The organism is Aeromonas salmonicida, from assembly GCF_028355655.1.
GTDB lineage: Bacteria > Pseudomonadota > Gammaproteobacteria > Enterobacterales > Aeromonadaceae > Aeromonas > Aeromonas salmonicida.
This window is the reverse complement of record NZ_CP110645.1, coordinates 1,714,052-1,731,411: the sequence shown is the minus strand read 5'-3', so window position 1 is coordinate 1,731,411 and position 17,360 is coordinate 1,714,052. Positions and strand designations below refer to the sequence as shown.

At 59.3% G+C, this 17,360-nt stretch carries 15 protein-coding genes, 3 tRNA genes and 1 pseudogene; 7 read left to right on the top strand and 12 right to left on the bottom strand.

The genetic code is table 11. The features are described from left to right. Nucleotides 1–11 precede the first annotated feature (11 nt). The 4 genes from ONZ54_RS08410 (at nucleotide 12) to ONZ54_RS08395 (ending at nucleotide 2,549) form a co-directional block, all read left to right on the top strand. Nucleotides 12–503 carry a phage tail protein gene (locus ONZ54_RS08410; protein WP_271787903.1) on the top strand — a complete coding sequence of 164 codons (492 nt, stop codon included), beginning with the start codon at nucleotides 12–14 and terminating at the stop codon, nucleotides 501–503. Further along, a complete protein-coding gene (locus tag ONZ54_RS08405; RefSeq protein ID WP_271787902.1) occupies nucleotides 503–1,663 on the top strand; it encodes a phage late control D family protein in 1,161 nt (386 codons plus the stop codon). The genes ONZ54_RS08410 and ONZ54_RS08405 overlap by 1 nt, the downstream gene beginning before the upstream one ends. A gap of 173 nt (nucleotides 1,664–1,836) precedes the next feature. After that, nucleotides 1,837–2,034: a hypothetical protein gene (locus tag ONZ54_RS08400; RefSeq protein ID WP_271787901.1), complete on the top strand. Its 198-nt coding sequence runs from the start codon at nucleotides 1,837–1,839 to the stop codon at nucleotides 2,032–2,034. 209 nt (nucleotides 2,035–2,243) lie between these two features. Further along, the gene (locus tag ONZ54_RS08395; protein WP_065401156.1) at nucleotides 2,244–2,549 is read left to right on the top strand and encodes a hypothetical protein; all 306 of its coding nucleotides are present in this window, start codon (nucleotides 2,244–2,246) and stop codon (nucleotides 2,547–2,549) included. A gap of 215 nt (nucleotides 2,550–2,764) precedes the next feature. On the opposite strand, the gene ONZ54_RS08390 is transcribed toward ONZ54_RS08395, so the two are convergent. The 11 genes and pseudogenes from ONZ54_RS08390 to ONZ54_RS08340 all read right to left on the bottom strand — a co-directional run bounded on the left by ONZ54_RS08390 (nucleotide 2,765) and on the right by ONZ54_RS08340 (nucleotide 13,338). Then, nucleotides 2,765–2,851 (bottom strand) — tRNA-Leu (locus tag ONZ54_RS08390). A gap of 41 nt (nucleotides 2,852–2,892) precedes the next feature. Next, a tRNA-Cys gene (locus ONZ54_RS08385) sits at nucleotides 2,893–2,966 on the bottom strand. Between the two features lie 35 nt (nucleotides 2,967–3,001). Beyond that, nucleotides 3,002–3,077 (bottom strand) — tRNA-Gly (locus tag ONZ54_RS08380). 183 nt (nucleotides 3,078–3,260) lie between these two features. Continuing rightward, the gene (gene pgsA, locus ONZ54_RS08375) at nucleotides 3,261–3,815 is read right to left on the bottom strand and encodes a CDP-diacylglycerol--glycerol-3-phosphate 3-phosphatidyltransferase (protein ID WP_005320074.1); all 555 of its coding nucleotides are present in this window, start codon (nucleotides 3,813–3,815) and stop codon (nucleotides 3,261–3,263) included. A gap of 184 nt (nucleotides 3,816–3,999) precedes the next feature. Beyond that, on the bottom strand, nucleotides 4,000–5,850 hold the full coding sequence (gene uvrC, locus ONZ54_RS08370) for an excinuclease ABC subunit UvrC (RefSeq protein WP_131729862.1): 1,851 nt from the start codon (nucleotides 5,848–5,850) through the stop codon (nucleotides 4,000–4,002). A 218-nt stretch (nucleotides 5,851–6,068) separates the two neighbouring features. Further along, complete coding sequence (gene uvrY / locus ONZ54_RS08365; RefSeq protein WP_005320080.1) at nucleotides 6,069–6,713, bottom strand: UvrY/SirA/GacA family response regulator transcription factor; 645 nt, start codon at nucleotides 6,711–6,713, stop codon at nucleotides 6,069–6,071. A 212-nt stretch (nucleotides 6,714–6,925) separates the two neighbouring features. After that, complete coding sequence (kdsB, locus tag ONZ54_RS08360) at nucleotides 6,926–7,705, bottom strand: 3-deoxy-manno-octulosonate cytidylyltransferase (RefSeq protein ID WP_059168670.1); 780 nt, start codon at nucleotides 7,703–7,705, stop codon at nucleotides 6,926–6,928. Next, nucleotides 7,702–7,890 carry a Trm112 family protein gene (locus ONZ54_RS08355; RefSeq protein WP_005320086.1) on the bottom strand — a complete coding sequence of 63 codons (189 nt, stop codon included), beginning with the start codon at nucleotides 7,888–7,890 and terminating at the stop codon, nucleotides 7,702–7,704. Before ONZ54_RS08355 ends, kdsB begins: the two co-directional genes overlap by 4 nt. Before the next feature lie 142 nt (nucleotides 7,891–8,032). Next, on the bottom strand, nucleotides 8,033–9,028 hold the full coding sequence (lpxK, locus tag ONZ54_RS08350; RefSeq protein ID WP_271787900.1) for a tetraacyldisaccharide 4'-kinase: 996 nt from the start codon (nucleotides 9,026–9,028) through the stop codon (nucleotides 8,033–8,035). Continuing rightward, entirely contained in the window at nucleotides 9,028–10,797 is a 1,770-nt protein-coding gene (msbA, locus tag ONZ54_RS08345; RefSeq protein ID WP_021139624.1) for a lipid A ABC transporter ATP-binding protein/permease MsbA, read from the bottom strand. The genes lpxK and msbA overlap by 1 nt, the downstream gene beginning before the upstream one ends. 338 nt (nucleotides 10,798–11,135) lie before the next feature. After that, nucleotides 11,136–13,338, bottom strand: a pseudogene (locus ONZ54_RS08340) (DNA internalization-related competence protein ComEC/Rec2). 27 nt (nucleotides 13,339–13,365) lie between these two features. Between ONZ54_RS08340 and ONZ54_RS08335 the strand changes: the two are divergent. From ONZ54_RS08335 to ONZ54_RS08325, 3 genes are all read left to right on the top strand, one after another. Then, complete coding sequence (locus ONZ54_RS08335; RefSeq protein WP_059168673.1) at nucleotides 13,366–13,878, top strand: DUF2062 domain-containing protein; 513 nt, start codon at nucleotides 13,366–13,368, stop codon at nucleotides 13,876–13,878. Then, complete coding sequence (locus ONZ54_RS08330; RefSeq protein ID WP_011898563.1) at nucleotides 13,875–14,360, top strand: DUF2062 domain-containing protein; 486 nt, start codon at nucleotides 13,875–13,877, stop codon at nucleotides 14,358–14,360. Before ONZ54_RS08335 ends, ONZ54_RS08330 begins: the two co-directional genes overlap by 4 nt. A gap of 160 nt (nucleotides 14,361–14,520) precedes the next feature. Next, nucleotides 14,521–16,032, top strand: a complete 1,512-nt coding sequence (locus tag ONZ54_RS08325) for a helicase HerA-like domain-containing protein (protein ID WP_271787899.1) — start codon at nucleotides 14,521–14,523, stop codon at nucleotides 16,030–16,032. A gap of 88 nt (nucleotides 16,033–16,120) precedes the next feature. On the opposite strand, the gene ONZ54_RS08320 is transcribed toward ONZ54_RS08325, so the two are convergent. Next, nucleotides 16,121–17,311 (bottom strand): amino acid aminotransferase, encoded by a 1,191-nt coding sequence (locus tag ONZ54_RS08320; RefSeq protein ID WP_271787898.1) that lies wholly within the window; start codon nucleotides 17,309–17,311, stop codon nucleotides 16,121–16,123. Between the last annotated feature and the right edge of the window lie 49 nt (nucleotides 17,312–17,360).

Genomic DNA, 17,360 nt, shown 5'->3' with positions numbered 1-17,360 from the left:
GAGCAACCACCATGATGATGACCTTGGGCTGGTTCGTGTTTATGCGCTCGACCGTCGCCCCCCAATCCCAACAAGATGAATGGGCATGGCGCCACCCGGGCAATAACCGGGTCGGCGCTCGCCCGGCTTATCAGTTCCTCGGCCCGGATGATGAAACCAGCACCCTGAGCGGGGTACTGCTGCCCGAGGTAACCGGCGGCCCCGTCTCCCTCGACATGCTGCGCCTGATGGGTGACAGCGGTGAAGCCTTCCCCCTGATCCAGGGCGATGGCGTGATGCGCGGGTCATTCGTGATAGAGGGCATCAGCACCACCCGCAGCGAGTTTTTCAACGATGGCACTGCCCGCAAAATTGAATTCACCATCAAGCTCAAACGGGTCGATGACAACGACAGATCCATCGTCAACACCTTGCTGGGCCGCACCGCTGGCAACCTGCTTGGCCGCCTCGGAGTGGGCAAGCTGATCGGCAGCATCGGCAACAAACTCGGGGGGCTTTTCTGATGGGCGCCTTTGACCAGTTAGGCAGTCGTCTGGCCGACAATCTGGGCATCACCAACCCGCTCGACGCCCTGCGCCAAGGCCATCCGGTACCGGCTTACCAAGTGCTGGTCGATGGCAGTGACATCTCTGCCGCCATTCGCCCGCGCCTGATGTCAATGACCATCACCGACAACCGGGGCTTCACTGCCGACACCATCGAGATCACCCTCGATGACAGCGACAGTCAGCTCGACATGCCACGCCGTGGGGCTACCCTGCGCGCCTTCATCGGCTGGCAGGGCAGCGCCCTGGTCGACAAGGGCACCTATAAAATTGACGAAGTGGAACACAACGGTGCCCCCGACGTGCTCACCATCCGGGGCAAATCGGCAGACTTGCGCAGCGGCATGAACAAACTGCGCGAACGCAGCTGGCACCAAACCACCATTAACAGCATCGTCGAACAGCTCGCCGCCCCCTACCAGCTCACACCCTGCGTGGGTGACTCGCTCAAAGGCCAGCTAATCGACCACATTGACCAGACCAACGAAAGCGACCTCGCCTTCCTCACCCGCCTGGCGGGTCAGTGTGATGCCATCGCCACCGTCAAGTCTGGCCACCTGATGTTCATCAAGGCAGGTCAGGGCATCACCGCCAGTGGCCAGCCCCTGCCGGCCATCACCATCACCCGCCAAGATGGCGATCAGCACCGCTTCTCGGTGGCCGACCGTGACGCTTACACCGGTGTGACGGCCTACTGGCAAGACAACAAGGCCGCCGAGAAAAAGAAAATAGAGGTGAAGCGCAAGAAAAAGACCAAACCGAAACCGGAACGGCCACTGCCGCCTGGCGTGGTCGTCAACAAGAAGGAACATGAACTGCTGGTCGGCGACAGCGAGAACGTCAAAGAGCTGCGCCATGTTTACGCCAATCAGGCCAACGCCATGCGGGCCGCCCGTGCGGAGTGGGAACGGATCCAGCGCGGGGTGGCCGAGTTCGACATCACCCTGGCCAAAGGCCGCCCAGAACTCTACCCGGAACAACCCACCACCGTCAGGGGCTTCAAACCCGACATCGACGCAGCCCCTTGGCTGCTCACCCAGGTGATGCACGACCTCACCAATCAGGGTTACACCAACCGCGTACAGCTCGAAGTGAAGCTTGAAGAACTGCCAGAATAAATAATGGTAGTCGCAACCCCGAGTAGAAATACGGGGGGATTTCCCAGACAACCATGCTCACGCCATCCACGGGGGAGAGGTGTTATCTCTTCTTTGGTGAATAGGGTTGAAATGTGGGTTATCAGAACCAACATCTTGTCTAAGCATACTGCTTTGAAAATTAGGGGAATTTTATGATTGTTGACGCGGCATTTTCTGATGCACTTTTGAAGCTTCAAGCAACTGCTGATCGCCTTGAGGCTGAACTGGAAGCCATGTATCTCCAGTCACAGCCTTCATTAGAGGCTCTGCATGCAAAGACTAGAGAGTTCATGGAGGCGTACAAGTCCTTGAATGACTTTGCATTGAAGGCGATCTCAGTGCGGGATTAATGCCGATAAAGCTAGTTATCGGCATTACACACCTAGGGGCCAACGTGGCCCTTTCTTGCATTTGTAGCACACTGAAAACACTTTAAAATCAGTTGGTTATTTAGTTATTCATGTATTAGAGGAGAAAAGCGGATCACATTCGCGATTCTCATCTCTCTGGTGTGGCAAACCTGTCCACTACCTAATGCCTACAACCCAAGGATGCGTCCATGACTACCGACTATACCCATCAAGACTCTAAGCTGACGTTTTTGTTTCCAGAATCGCTTGGGGTCAACCGTTTCAAGCTTGTTGAGCGGCGTGCAGACCATGTGCATGTTTTCACGTTCACATTGCTAGACGAACAGCCAGGCTCTCGGCTTAATCAAGCTTTGTGCAAGGCCATCAGCGGCAAGACCCATGCTCGGGTAACAGTGATCCGTAATGACGGCGTAACCTGCAGCGAGAATGTTGTTGTGAAGGAATCAGCGACTGAAGCACCCAATGACTATTGCCTGAGCGTTGTGAAAGCATGAGGAGCAAGCATCAAGGGGCCTACGGCCCCTTGCTCATCCCCCCCCAAGCCTGACCGCGCAGCTGATCTCCAATGGGTTGCAGTACGGTCAGATGCTTAGAGCAATACAGAGGTCTCAGTGATGGCAAGAAAAATCTGTGTGGATCAAATGTGGACACTGGAAGGAAAACAAAAAGGCCACTATTGCTAGTGGCCTTCGTAAGTCTTTGATTTTAATGGTGCCCGAGGCCGGAATCGAACCGGCACGACGCGAACGTCGAGGGATTTTAAATCCCTTGTGTCTACCGATTTCACCACTCGGGCACCGCAATCGGTATCAAGTCCGCTTGGCGGGCTTGTCAATATGGAGGCACGTTCCGGAGTCGAACCGGACTAAACGGATTTGCAATCCGCTGCATAACCGCTTTGCTAACGCGCCATGCAAAAGAGAGTTGGCTCTCTATTGTCTGAATTTGGAGCGGGAAACGAGACTCGAACTCGCGACCCCGACCTTGGCAAGGTCGTGCTCTACCAACTGAGCTATTCCCGCATTGGTCTGGCTGACTGCCTGACTACGAGGACGCATTCTAGCGATGTTCCTCGCTCAGTCAACCAAAAATATTTAATACCCTGATCGTTCGGGTGTTTTTTACCCTTTTCCTGCACTTTTACCACTCATGAGTGTTTCCCTGCCCCAACGACAAGGAAACACCGTTTTCTGCCAGGGCAGAAACTAGAAGCGGGAGTGGTAGGTCAGATCGCCCCAAGCCGCTTTCATGTACTGGAACATGGACCAGAAGGTGAGCACGGTCGCCACATACAGCAGCACGTAAGCGAGCCACACCATCCAGATGTCGTATTGCCAGATAAGGCCGGTGAGCGACACCATCTGGATCATGGTCTTCCATTTGCCAATCCAGCTGACTGCAACCGCGGAACGCTTGCCAAGTTCGGCCATCCATTCACGCAGGGCGGAGATGATGATCTCGCGGCCAATCATGGTCATGGCGGGGATGGTGACCCAGATGGTGTTGTAGTGTTCGACTATGACCACCAGGGCCGCTGCCACCATGATCTTGTCAGCGACCGGATCGAGGAAGGCACCAAAGGCGGTTGACTGATTCAGCTTGCGGGCGAGATAGCCATCAAACCAGTCGGTCGCGGCCGCCAGAGTGAAGACGACAGCCGCCGCCAGATAGGACCACTGGTAGGGAACATAAAACAGGATGACGAAGACGGGGATGAGCAAAATCCGAAAAAACGTCAGCAGGTTAGGAATATTTGTCATTATTTTCAGCCACTTCTTGTATGCCGCTACATGGTAGCCCCAAGCCGATCACGGATGCAACCGGACAGGCGCCCGCCTTGGTCTATTAATCCATCAATAACCTCAGGATGCGGGCCATTATGGCATTTTCAGCCCCCTTGCGTCACGGCTCTTGTGCATCAGGATTCGGGGTTGAGAGCTATGTTCAGAGCGAACGCAGTGCATCGTGGATCGACTGGGCCAGCTCCTGGCTGATACCCGGCACCTTGGCGAGATCGTCCACCCCTGCCTTTTTCACCTCCTGCAAGCCCCCCAGATACTTGAGCAGGGCTTGACGACGTTTGGGCCCGACCCCCGGAATCTCCTCCAGGGTACTGCTAGTACGGGCCTTGGCGCGCCGTGCTCTGTGACCTGTAATGGCAAAACGGTGGGATTCATCGCGAATATGCTGGATCAGGTGCAAAGCGGGCATATCTGCCGGCAAGTGCAGCTCTTCGTGGCTCTCCCCCATGATCAGGGTCTCCAGCCCCGCCTTGCGGGTTACTCCCTTGGCAATGCCCACCAGCAGCGGGTATTTGCCGCCGAGAAACTCCTGCTGACGCGCCAGGATCTCCTCGGCGCGGCGCAACTGACCGAGCCCGCCGTCGATAAAGAGCACATCCGGCACCTTGTCCGGCTCTTGCAGCTTGCCAAAGCGCCGCTCCAGCACCTGCTCCATGGCAGCGTAGTCATCACCCCCTGTGATGCCGTCGATGTTGAAACGACGATACTCTGAGCTGAGCGGCCCCTCCCGGTTGAACACTACGCAAGAGGCCACGGTGCGCTCCCCCATGGTGTGGGAGATGTCATAACACTCCATGCGGGCGATGGGGCGCTCCAGCTCCAGCAGCTCTTCCAGCTGGCTGAAGCGGGCCGTGGTGGTGCTCTTGTGGGCGAGGCGCGAGCGCAGCGCAGTCTCGGCATTGATGGAGGCGAGCTTGATGAAGCGAGCCCGCTCGGCACGGGTACGGCTCACCACCCGTACCTTGTAGCCAGCAGTCTGGCTCAGGGTGTCGGCGATCAGGGTTTCATCCTCGAGGGCGACGTCCAGCAGCACCTCGCTCGGGATCTGCCGCCCCCCCTGCCCCGACAAATAGAACTGCAACAGGAAGGATTGCACCACCTCCTCGAGAGGCGTGTCACTCGGGACTTTGGGGAAGTAGCTGCGCGAGCCGAGCACCTTGCCCTGGCGGATAAAGAGCACATGGATACAGGCTGCACCCTGTTCGAATGCGACACCGATGACGTCCAGGTCGTCCAGCACGTTACCGCTCACCGATTGCTGCTCTGTCACCCGGCGCAGCGCCTGGATCTGATCCCGATAGCGGGCCGCTTCTTCGAAACGCAGATCGCCGCTGGCGGACTCCATCTTGCCCACCAGCTCGCCTATTACCTGCTGGTTCTTGCCCGCCAGAAACAGCTTGGCCAGCCCCACCTGCTGGGCATACTCAGCCTCGCTCACCAGACCGGCGACACAAGGACCGGCGCAGCGTTTGAGCTGATAGAGCAGACAGGGACGGGTGCGGTTGGCATAGACGGCATCTTCGCACTGGCGCACAGGAAAGATTTTCTGCATCAGATGCAGGCTCTCGCGCACGGCGCCGCCGGAAGGGTAAGGACCAAAGTACTCCCCTTTAATCTTGCGGGCACCGCGATGCACGCCGATGCGGGGGTGCTGGTGCGCCGTGATGATGATCCAGGGGTAGGATTTGTCGTCCCGCAGCAACACGTTGTAACGCGGCTGGTACTGCTTGATGAGATTGTGCTCGAGGATCAGCGCCTCTGTCTCCGTATGGGTCACCATGACCTGAATGTCGGCGATCTGGCGCACCAGGGTACGGGTCTTGATGCTGTCGACATTGGTACGAAAATAGGAGGCGAGCCGCTTTTTCAGATCCTTGGCCTTGCCCACATAGATGACGGTACCACCGCTGTCATACATGCGGTAAACGCCGCTCTGGTGGGTCACTGCACTCAAAAAAGCCTTGCTGTCAAAGAGAGGTTCAGAAGTCGTCATGATGGCTCCTGCGACAGACGTCGATCTGGCGCGTCACGGCACTCAAAAAGGCTTTGCTGTCAAAGAGGGGCTCGGGAGAAAAGGTCATCAGGCTACTCGACTCAACACAAAGGGGCGAAAACGATAGAAGTCAGCATCAACGGAGAGAGCATACTGCGCCAGGCCGGCGAAATGCAAAAAGGCGGCTGGGCCGCCTTTGCTTTCTACACGACAGCCGGTTACAGGGTGTCGGCATCCAGCATGCCATAGCGAATGGCCAGATGGGTCAGCTCCACATCGCCATTGATGTCGAGCTTGCTGAACAGGCGGTAGCGGTAGCTGTTGACCGTCTTGGGGCTCAGGTTCAACTGTTCGGAGATGTCGGTCACCTTCTGTCCCTTGGTGATCATCATCATGATCTGCAGCTCGCGCTCGGAGAGGGACTTGAAGGGATTCTCGTCCGCCGAGGCAAACTGACTGAGGGCCATCTGCTGGGCGATCTCGGGGGAGATGTAACGCTGGCCTGAATGCACCAGGCGAATGGCGTGGATCATCTCATCCGGCGCGGCTCCCTTGGTCAGGTAACCAGCTGCGCCCGCCTGCATCACCTTGGTCGGGAACGGATTTTCTGAATGAATGGTCAGCACTATGATGCGCACATCGGGCCGGATCCGCAGTATCTTGCGGGTCGCCTCCAGGCCGCCGATGCCCGGCATGTTCATGTCCATCAGGATCACGTCAGGATGGTGCTGACGGCAAAACGTGACGGCGGTTTCCCCGCTCTGTGCCTCACCCACTACCTTGATCCCGCGGACATCTTCCAAAATGCGTCTTATCCCTGTACGCACCAACTCATGATCATCGACCAGGAATACATTAATCACCCAAACACCCCGTTTTTTATCTCGTTATACGCCAGTTAGGGTTAACACGGCGTCTTGCATCATAACCAAACTCGTTCATTTGGCAAACCATGGGCGGGAAAAGTTTGAAAGTGCTCGTAAATGGTGTTTGTAATCAAATAATTATATAAAGATTCAACACAAAAACGGTGCCTGCAGGCACCGTTCAGAGGGTCAGATTGATTGTACTGGCATCAGTTCGCCAGCAGCGCGCGTACCTTGTCCAGATCTGCCTGGGTATCCACCCCGACCGGTGGCGCTTGCAGCGCCTGGGCCACGTGGATCTTCTCCCCGTACCAGAGCACCCGCAGTTGCTCCAGAGCTTCGACCTGTTCCAGCACGCTCGGCGCCCAGTCCACGTAACGCTGGATGAAACCGGCGCGATAGGCGTAAATGCCGATGTGGCGCTGGTAGTGATCGCCAATCTGCTCGTGGCTCCCAGCAGCGCGATCACTGGCAGCAAAGCGATCCCTGTCCCAGGGAATGCAAGCGCGACTGAAGTAGAGGGCGTAGCCCTCCCTGTCCGTCACAACCTTGACCGCATTGGGATTGAACGCCTCTTCTGCGTCCTGAATGGGTACGGACAGCGTCGCCATGGGCGCGCTCGCCGCAGCCAGGTTGTCGGCCACCTGACGAATGATGGCGGGGGGAATGAGCGGCTCATCTCCCTGCACGTTGACCACGATAGTATCGGCAGAGAAGCCGTAGTGACGGCACACTTCCGCCAGCCGCTCGGTGCCGGACTGGTGATCCTGCGATGTCATGCACACCTCGACACCGGCTTGTTCGGCAAAAGATGCCAGGGCACTGTGCACCCGCTCGTCATCGGTGGCGACGATCACCCGATCCGCACCGGATTGCAGGGCTTTTTCCACCACGTGCTGCACCATGGGCTTGCCATGGATATCTGCCAGCGGCTTGCCCGGCAAGCGGGTCGAGGCATAGCGGGCAGGAATGACCACCACGAAACTCATGACGGCATCTCATCGCTATTGAGCTGGCGAGCACGGTTTTCCAACAGCACAGGGATCCCCTCTTCCAGCGGATAGGCCAGCTTGTCAAAGCGGCAGACCAGCTCGTGCACGGCCTTGTTGTAATGCAGCTTCCCCTTGCAAACCGGGCAAGCAATGATGTCGAGCAATTTAATGTCCAATGCCAAAATAAACTCCTTCAACGATGTCGAGCGGGCAAGACAACCAGGCCCTTATGATGTCGAGCTATTCAATATTCGATTCCGGGCCGAAATACCCCCCTTCAACCATGTCGAGCGGGTGATACAACCAGGCCCCTATGATGTCGCGTCACAATCCGGAGCCTGAACGCGGCACTGTCAGCGATGGCAGTTTTTGCAGCAAGGTATCGAGCAAGGAGGTCGGCAACTCGGCACTGACCGGCAGATACCACCAGCTATCCAGCGCAAACGTCCGGCACTTGACCGCGTCTTTTTCTGTCATCAGCAGCGGACGCTGCCCGAAGCGGGCGACCAGCTCATCGCGGTCAAACGCATGATGATCCCCATAACCAACCTGCTGGTGCAACTCATACCCCAGCCCGGCCAAGGTAGCAAAAAAGCGGGGGGGATGGCCTATGCCGGCCAGGGCATCCACCGCACTGGGCAAGGGCTCGGTGGCCTGGGCATCATCCCGCACCCGGCGCGGCACATCGGCCACCAGGCGCATGGCATACTCTCCTTTGGCAGGCTCACCGCCATTGCAGATGATGGCATCGACACGCTTCAACCGGGTTACCGGCTCGCGCAATGGCCCCATGGGCAGCAGGCAGGCATTGCCAAAGCGGCGTACCCCATCCACCACCACCAGCTCGATATCGCGGGCCAGCCCATAGTGCTGCAGGCCGTCGTCGGTGATGATGATATCCACCTCACCGCTTTGCTCCAGCAGCCGCACCGCATCGGCTCGCTTGGGGGCGACCACCACGGGGCAACCACAGCGCCGGGCGATCAGCACTGGCTCATCGCCCGCCTGCGCGGTCGTGCTGGCGGCATCGAGCCGATAGGGGTAATGGGGCGCCTTGCCACCATAACCACGGCTCACCACTCCGGGCCTGAATCCGCGAGCTTGCAACTGCTCCACCAGCCAGATCACCACAGGGGTCTTGCCGTTACCGCCCACCGAGATATTGCCCACCACCACCACAGGGACAGTGGCACGATAGGCTGTGAACCAGCCACGCCGATAGGCGAAGCGGCGCGCGCCGCTAAGAATGGCAAACAACAGGGCAAAAGGGGCCAGCAACCAGCGCCAGCCGCTCTTGCCGTACCAGAGTTGCTGCAGCATTAGCCCTTGTTACCCACGGAAGTGTTACCGAACTGGATGGCGCGCAGCTGGGCATATGTCCCCTGGTTGGCCATCAGGGCTTCATGATTGCCACGCTCGACGATATGACCCTCGTCGATCACCAGGATCTCGTCCGCCTTCTCTATGGTGGAGAGACGGTGGGCGATCACCAGGGAGGTGCGCGCCTTGCACAGCTCGTCGATAGCAGCCTGGATGTGACGCTCGGACTCGGTATCGAGTGCCGAGGTCGCCTCATCCAGCAGCAAGACGGGGGCATCGCGCAGCAGGGCGCGGGCGATGGCAATACGCTGACGCTGACCACCGGACAGCGAAGCCCCGTTCTCGCCGACCACGGTATCGTAACCCTGGGTCATCTTGCTGACGAACTCGTCGGCATGGGCGATGCGTGCCGCCTGCTGGATCTCTTCCCGGCTGTAACGCTCTTCCGCCGCATAGGCGATGTTGCTGGCGACCGTGTCGTTGAACAGGTGTACATGCTGGGAGACCAGGGCGTACTGCTTGCGCAGCTCGCTCAGGCGGTACTCGCGAATGTTGACGCCGTCCAGCAGGATCTCGCCCTGCTCCACGTCGTAAAAACGGGTCAGCAGGCTAGCGATGGTGCTCTTGCCGGAGCCGGAGCGTCCCACCAGGGCCACGGACTTACCCGCCTCCACCTTGAAGCTGACGTTGTGCAGCGCAGGGGTGTCCTTGGTCGGGTAGGTGAAGGTGACATTGCGAAACTCGATCTCGCCACGGGCACGATCCAGGGTACGGGTACCTGTATCCTCTTCCGGGGTGGAGTCGAGCAGACCAAACAGGCTCTGACAGGCGGTGATGCCGCGCTGGAACTGGTTGTTCACGTCGGTCAGGCTTTTGAGCGGCTTGAGCAGCATCATCATGGAGGTGACCATGACGGTGAAAGTACCGGCTGTCAGGGTCGCCTTGACGCTGTCGATGGTCGCCACGTAGAGGAAGACGGCCAGCGCAACGGAGGCCACCATCTGGACAATGGGGCTGCCGATGGCATCGGCAGCCACCATCTTCATGGTCTGCTGACGCATGTGGTTGCTGACGCGGAAGAAACGTTTCTCTTCGACCTGCTGACCGCCAAACATCAGCACCTCTTTATGACCCTTGAGCATCTGCTCGGTCGAGGTGGTGATGTCACCTACCGCCTGCTGTATGTGGCGGCTGATCTTGCGAAAACGTCGGCTGATGAGGCCAATGAGGATCCCGACGACCGGGCCTACCACCAGGAAGATCACCGACAACTGCCAGGAGTGCCAGAACATCAGACCGAGCAGACCGATCACGGTCGCCCCTTCCCGCACCAGCGAGACCAGGGTGGAGCTGGCAGCAGATGAGACCTGACCCGCGTCATAGGTCACCTTGGCCAGCAGGTTGCCGGTGTTCTGGCGGTCGAAGAAACTCATGGGCATAGCCATCAGGTGACTGAACACCTGCTGTTGCAGCCGCATCACCACATGGTTGCCGACCCAGGCCATGCAATAGTTGGAGAGGAAAGTGGCACAGCCACGCAGGGCAACGATGCCAAGCACGAAGAAAGGCATCCACTTCAGCACACTGTTGTCATTGCCATTGAGGCCCTGATCGATCAGCGGCTTGATGGAGTAGACGAAGGTGGTATCCACGGCGGCATAGCCCAGCATCCCTATGATGCCGCCGACCAGACCCAACTTGCGATCCCGGACATAACCGAGCAGACGCTTGAAGACAGGCCAGCTGTCTTGTGAGGTTTCTTGTTGCATGAATAGCCGTTAATAAGGGAAATGACGGGGTATTCTAGCCAAAGCTTGGGCATCCACCAAGCGCCGCCATCTCGATACCCGCAACCCAAGGGGGAAATGACGGATTAATGCCCAAGCCAAAACTTGAACATCCACCAAGCGCCGCCATCTCGATACCCGCAACCCAAGGGGGAAATGACGGATTAATGCCCAAGCCAAAGCTTGGGCATCCACCAGGCGCCGCCATCTCGATACCCGCAACCCAAGGGGGAAATGACGGATTAATGCCCAAGCCAAAGCTTGGGCATCCACCAGGCGCCGCCATCTCGATACCCGCAACCCAAGGGGGAAATGACGGATTAACGCCCAAGCCAAAGCTTGGGCGTCCACCAGCTGCCACCTCGCCGATACCAGGGCCCCAAGTCGCGCTCGGCGCGGATATTGAGCCCGCCAGACGCGGGTTCAATCAGGATGGCGCCATCCTGTCCGGTCACCCATTGGCGAGCCTGTCCATACCTGGCAACCACTTCGGGGCGAGGAAAACCCCACTGATTGATATACCCTGCGCTGTGTACCACATAGCCCGCCCCCACAGCCTCGACAAAGGGCACAGTGGATGAGGTGCGACTGCCGTGATGAGGACTCACCAGCAGGGTACTGGCCAGCCCTTCTCCCTCCAGCAACACCAGGCGCTGCTCTGCACGCTGCTCTATATCGCCACTGAGCAGCACACTGTGTTGGCCATCGCTGATGCGCACCACGCAACTGTCGTTATTGCGGCCATGCCCCGGACGTTCTGGCCACAGCACCGCAAACGTCAGCCCTTGCCAGCGCCACTGCTGGCCACGGTGACACAGCCCCGTCATCTCGCCAAAATCGTATGAAGAGAGTTCATGGCGCACCGGCACGGCCTGCAAGATGGTGCGCCGGTTACCTGCATGGTCTCTGTCCTTGTGACTGATGATGAGGTGATCGAGCACCTGTACATCGAGCCGATTGAGCAAGGGCAAGATGACGGCATCTGCCATGTTGTAGCCACCGGGATAACGATCCCCCGTATCATAGAGAATGCCGCGATTCCCTTTGGTGATCAGCACCGACAAACCCCTGTCCCACGTCCAGTACCCGCAACTGCCAGGCTGTCGCTGCGGGCCAGACGGCCAGCACAAGGGCGGCGACCACGGGCAACAACAGCGGGCGAGCACTTGGCAGGTACCAGGCACACCAGAGCAGGCTCAGCACGGCGCTGACCGGCATCGCCCAGCTCGGAACCGGCCACCAGAGTTGCAACTGACTCGACAACTGGATCAAGGCCCATAACACCCACTGTAAACCGGCATCCGCCAACCAGAACAAACCGTGAGCAAACCAGTGGGAGAGCGGCGCCAGCAAGACGCCGATCAGCGCAAGCGGTATGATCCCCACACAAAATAGCGGCAACGCCAGCAGGTTGATCAAGAGTGCCAAGGGTGCAATCCCCTCGAACAGCGCCAGTTGCAGCGGTAACAAACCGAGCAGCAACAAGCCCTGCAGACGCACCAGGCTGGGCTTGCCCTCCAGATGACTCGCCACAAGCAGCAGAGCCACCGCCAAGAACGAAAGCCAGAAGCCGGCCGAATACAGAGCAAAAGGATCCCACAGGCAAAGCACCACAAACGCCCACAACCAGATGCGATAGCTGGGCCACTCCCGTTTGCACCAACGCAGCAGACTCCACACCAGCACCATGATGAGTGCCCGCTCTGTCGCCACTGCAAATCCGGCAAGCCAGCTGTAAATGGCGGCAAATAGCAGGGCGACTACAATCGCGGCCCTCAGCCCGAACAAGCGCCCCAGCCACCAGCCGATCACGGCAACCAATGCGATATGCTGGCCGGAGATGGCAATGATATGGGTGAGCCCACTGCCGCGAAACAACTCCCACTGCGCATCCGTGATGCCGCCCTGCTCACCAAATGTGAGTGCTGATAGCAGGGGTGCCTGAACCAATCCCCGCCAACTGGCGGTGGCTTCTGCCAGCCAGCGATCACGCAAACCAGGGGAAGCTGTCTCTATCTCTATGATGCGGCGCAGATTGCCGGTAGCGGTAATCTCCTTGCCAAGCAGCAGACGTCTCCCATCCATCCCCGCTTCATTGGCAAGGCCATGGGCCGGTTTCAACGACGTCACCAGGGTCACGGAACTGCCCGCCGGCATGGCTGGCAGCTGTTGATAGGCGTTGACCCGGATCAGGGGCTCAGGCGTCACCCCTCGCTCATCGAGGGCGGTCACCCGCAGCAACAGCCGGACAAATTTATCACCCTGAGGCTCTGCACTTTGCAGCCGTGCGGTTATGATGTGGCTCCCCTGCGCTCCCAGTTGATCCAACCAGGCGAGTCGATATGACAGATTGGCCTGCATCCAGAGGACGCCAAGCAGGAGAAACAACAGCCGCCAGGCACGAAAATATGCAAGGGGAACCAGCAGGCAGAGCATGACGCCCCCCCATGCGATGGAAGGCAACCATGGCCAGAGTAACGAGGAGCTTGCCCCCAGGGCAAACGACAACAAGCGCAGATCCATGGTGCAAGTATTTAGCAAGGTTTCAATATGCCCAAACGAATCATCAAACGCTGGATGCCGGATCAGAAGACGCTCAAAGAAAACAAGCGCTTGCAGCTGTTTGGTAACCTGTTGCTCGACAACAACCTCTGGCACCTCAATCGCCGTTCCGCCGCAGGCGCCTTCGGGGTCGGCCTCTTTATGGCCTGGATCCCCGTGCCCTGCCAGATGTTGCTGGCGGCTGGCGGCGCCATCGCCTGCCGGGTCAATCTGCCACTGGCCGTCGCCCTGGTCTGGCTGACCAATCCCATTACCATGCCCCCCCTGTTTTATGCCGCCTACCGGGTTGGCTGCCTGCTGCTCGGCCACCCCGCCCAGCATGTCGACATCGAGTTTACCTGGCACTGGCTGAGCTCTGTGTTTGAAACCGTGGCACCGCCCCTGCTGCTGGGGTCACTGGCGCTGGCGATGCTGAGTTCTGTGTTCGGCTATGTCACGATCCGCCTGGTGTGGCGTTTGAGCATCATTCGTCAATGGCGCCGCCGCAAGGCCCGAGCATGAAGCTGCCCCGTCTCAAGCTGGACCCAGATACCCTGCGCCAGCAGAAGTGGTTTGCGCTGTTTGGCGATCGCCTGCTGGCACCAGCCTTGTGGCAAGGAGGCAGTCGCGCCCTGAGCGGCGCTGTGGCGGCCGGTATCTTCGCCTGCTGGATCCCGGTCCCCATGCACTCGCTGATCGCCGTCGCTCTGGCGCTGGCGTTCAGTCTGAATCTGCCACTGGCCCTGCTGGCGGTCTGGTTTAACAACCCGGTGACGCTCCCCTTCATGTATCTCTATGCCTACCGCACCGGTTGCTTGGTGCTGCACAAGACGCCGGAGCCGTTCCATCTCACCTGGTCCCTGCACTGGCTTGAGCACGAAGCAGCAACCCTGGTTCCCCCTTTCCTGCTCGGCAGCCTCTTGCTGGCGGTGCTGACAGCCATTCTGGGGGCTGTACTGACGCTACTGTTGTTGCAACTGGGCAAGCTGATCCGTCCCCGCTGACCCGGCAACCCCTTGTCAAGACAGAGCTTGCCCTGACAAGGGGGCTATCCCTTTGCGTCCCCTTATCCCTTGCCTGCCCCCGCTTGCCATCATTTGGCTCTGCCGCCACACTCCTTATAGCTAGCTGCCGCACACCACCTGCTAGGACAAGGAGTCCACCATGGCTGCACCACTGACACTGGCCTATGCCAATGGCCAACCGCTCTCCCTGCTACCGACCATGGCCAATCGCCATGGTCTCATCACAGGTGCCACCGGCACGGGTAAAACCGTCACCCTGCAGGTACTGGCGGAGGGATTCTCCCGCCTCGGGGTGCCGGTCTTTCTGGCAGATGTGAAGGGGGATCTCAGCGGCCTGGGCGCCGCCGGTGCCAGGTCAAGCAAGCTGGATGCCCGACTTGCCCAGCTCGGCATCCCAGCCCTCGCCTTTGCCGCCAGCCCGACCCTCTTCTGGGATCTGTTCGCCGAGCAGGGGCACCCGGTGCGCGCCACCGTCTCCGACATGGGTCCCTTGCTGCTGGCACGTTTGCTCGGCCTCAACGACACCCAGAGCGGGGTGCTGGAGCTGGTATTCAAGGTGGCGGACGACGAGGGTTTGCTGCTGCTCGATCTGAAAGACCTGCGCGCCATGGTGCAATTTGCCGGGGAGAACGCCAAATCCCTGACCACTCGCTACGGCAATGTGTCGACCGCCTCCATAGGCGCCATCTTGCGCAACCTGCTCACCCTGGAGAGAGCGGGGGGTGATCACTTCTTCGGCGAGCCCATGCTGGACATTCAGGACTTGCTGCAAACCGACGAGGTCGGCCACGGCCATATCAATGTGCTGGCGGCCAGCAAACTGACCCAGTCCAGCCGCCTCTATGCCTGCTTCCTGCTCTGGCTGCTGTCCGAGCTGTTCGAGCAATTGCCCGAGGTGGGCGATCCGGACAAACCCGTGCTGGTGTTCTTCTTCGACGAAGCCCATCTGCTGTTCAACGACGCCCCCAAGGCGCTGCTGGAAAAAATAGAACTGGTGGTACGCCTTATCCGCTCGAAAGGAGTGGGCGTCTATTTCGTGACCCAGAGCCCGGCCGATATTCCCGACAGCGTGCTGGGGCAATTGGGTAATCGGGTGCAGCATGCGCTGCGCGCCTTTACTCCGAGTGACCAGAAAGCGGTACGGATCGCCGCCAACACCTTGCGCGCCAATCCGGCCTTCGACGCGGCTGGCGTCATCACAGAACTGGGGGTGGGCGAAGCCCTGGTCTCCCTGCTCGATGAGAAGGGTCGCCCGAGCGTGGTGGAACGCGCCTTTATCGCCCCGCCAGCCAGCCGTATCGGGCCACTGAGCGAGGCAGAGCGCCAGGCTCAGATACGGGGATCCCTGCTCTATGGCAGATATGAGCCTCGCGAGGATCGCGAGTCAGCCTTCGAACGGCTCAATGACGGCAAGAGGGACAATGCAGGCTCGCTGACTGACCCGACAGAGACGCCGCCAGCGGCGGGAGGTCTGCTCGATACCCTCAACGGCATTCTGTTTGGCCGCACAGGCCCGCGCGGAGGCCAGCATGACGGTGTGGTGCAGACCGCAGCCAGGAGCGTGGCCCGCACCATAGGCAACGAAGTGGGGCGCCAGCTGGTACGCGGGGTGCTCGGCTCTCTGCTGGGAGGCAACAAGCGACGTCGCTGAGGTGCAAACAGCAGGAACGAAAAAGCCCGCCAGAGATACTGGCGGGCTTTTTACTGAGCGAGTACATCACCGAACAACGAGGGCTCGCTTACAGCACCTTGGCGATGGCCTCGCACAGGGGATCTATGTTGGCACGGGTGATCCCGGCCACGCTGATCCGGCCTGAACCGACGATGTAGATGGCAAACTCGCTCTTGAGCTGTTCAACCTGATCTTTGGAGAGACCGGAGAAGGAGAACATGCCGTTCTGCTCGCGGATAAAGCTGAAATCCTGGCTCACGCCGAGGGCCGCCAACTTCTCTACCAGCAGCTCGCGCATCTCGCGAATGCGCACCCGCATGGCCGCCACCTCTTCTACCCACTCTGCGTAGAGGGCCGGATCGCTCACCACGGCAGTGACGACAGCGGCACCGTGTGACGGCGGGTTGGAGTAGTTGGCACGGATAACGGTCTTGACCTGGGTAAAGGCCACATCGGCAATCTCTTTGCTCGCGCTGACCAGAGTGAAGGCGCCGACCCGCTCGTTGTAGAGGCCGAAGTTTTTGGAGAAAGAGCTCGCCACCAGCAACTCGTCATGGCACTCGGCGAAGATGCGCAGACCTTCGGCATCTTCTTCAATACCACGGGCAAAGCCCTGATAGGCGAAGTCAAACAGCGGCAACCAGCCGGCAGCAGCACTCTGCTTGGCCAGGGCGCGCCACTGATCGCTCGTGGGGTCGATACCGGTCGGGTTGTGGCAGCAGCCGTGCAGCAGCACCAGTTCACCTGGCTGAACCTCGGCCAGCGAGGCCTGCATGGCGGCAAAGTCGAGCCCCTTGGTGGCGGCATCATAGTACTTGTACCACTTGACGGTCAGGCCGGCAGCCTGGAACACGCTCACATGGTTGGCCCAGGTGGGATCGGAGATCCAGATGGTTTTGGCCAGACCGTTGCGCACCACGAACTCGGCGGCTATGCGCAGGGCACCGGTACCGCCCGGCGCCTGGGCTGTCTTGGCGCGACCGCTGGCGACCAATGCGGAACTCTGCCCGAACAGCAGTTGCTGCACTATGCGGCCATATTCGATATTGCCTTCAATACCGAGGTAGTTCTTGGTCTTCTCGTCGGTCAGCAGCTTCTGTTCTGCTTTCTTGACACAGTGAAGGATTGGAGTAGCTCCGGTCTCATCCTTGTAGATCCCGACCCCCAGATTGATCTTGTGGCTGCGAGAGTCAGCGCGGAAGGCTTCGGTCAGGCCCAGGATCGGATCCGCTGGGGCGGCAACAACCTTTTCAAACATGGTATTCCCTGTATTCCGTTGAGTTCGTTGGTGGCAAAGCGTGTTGGCA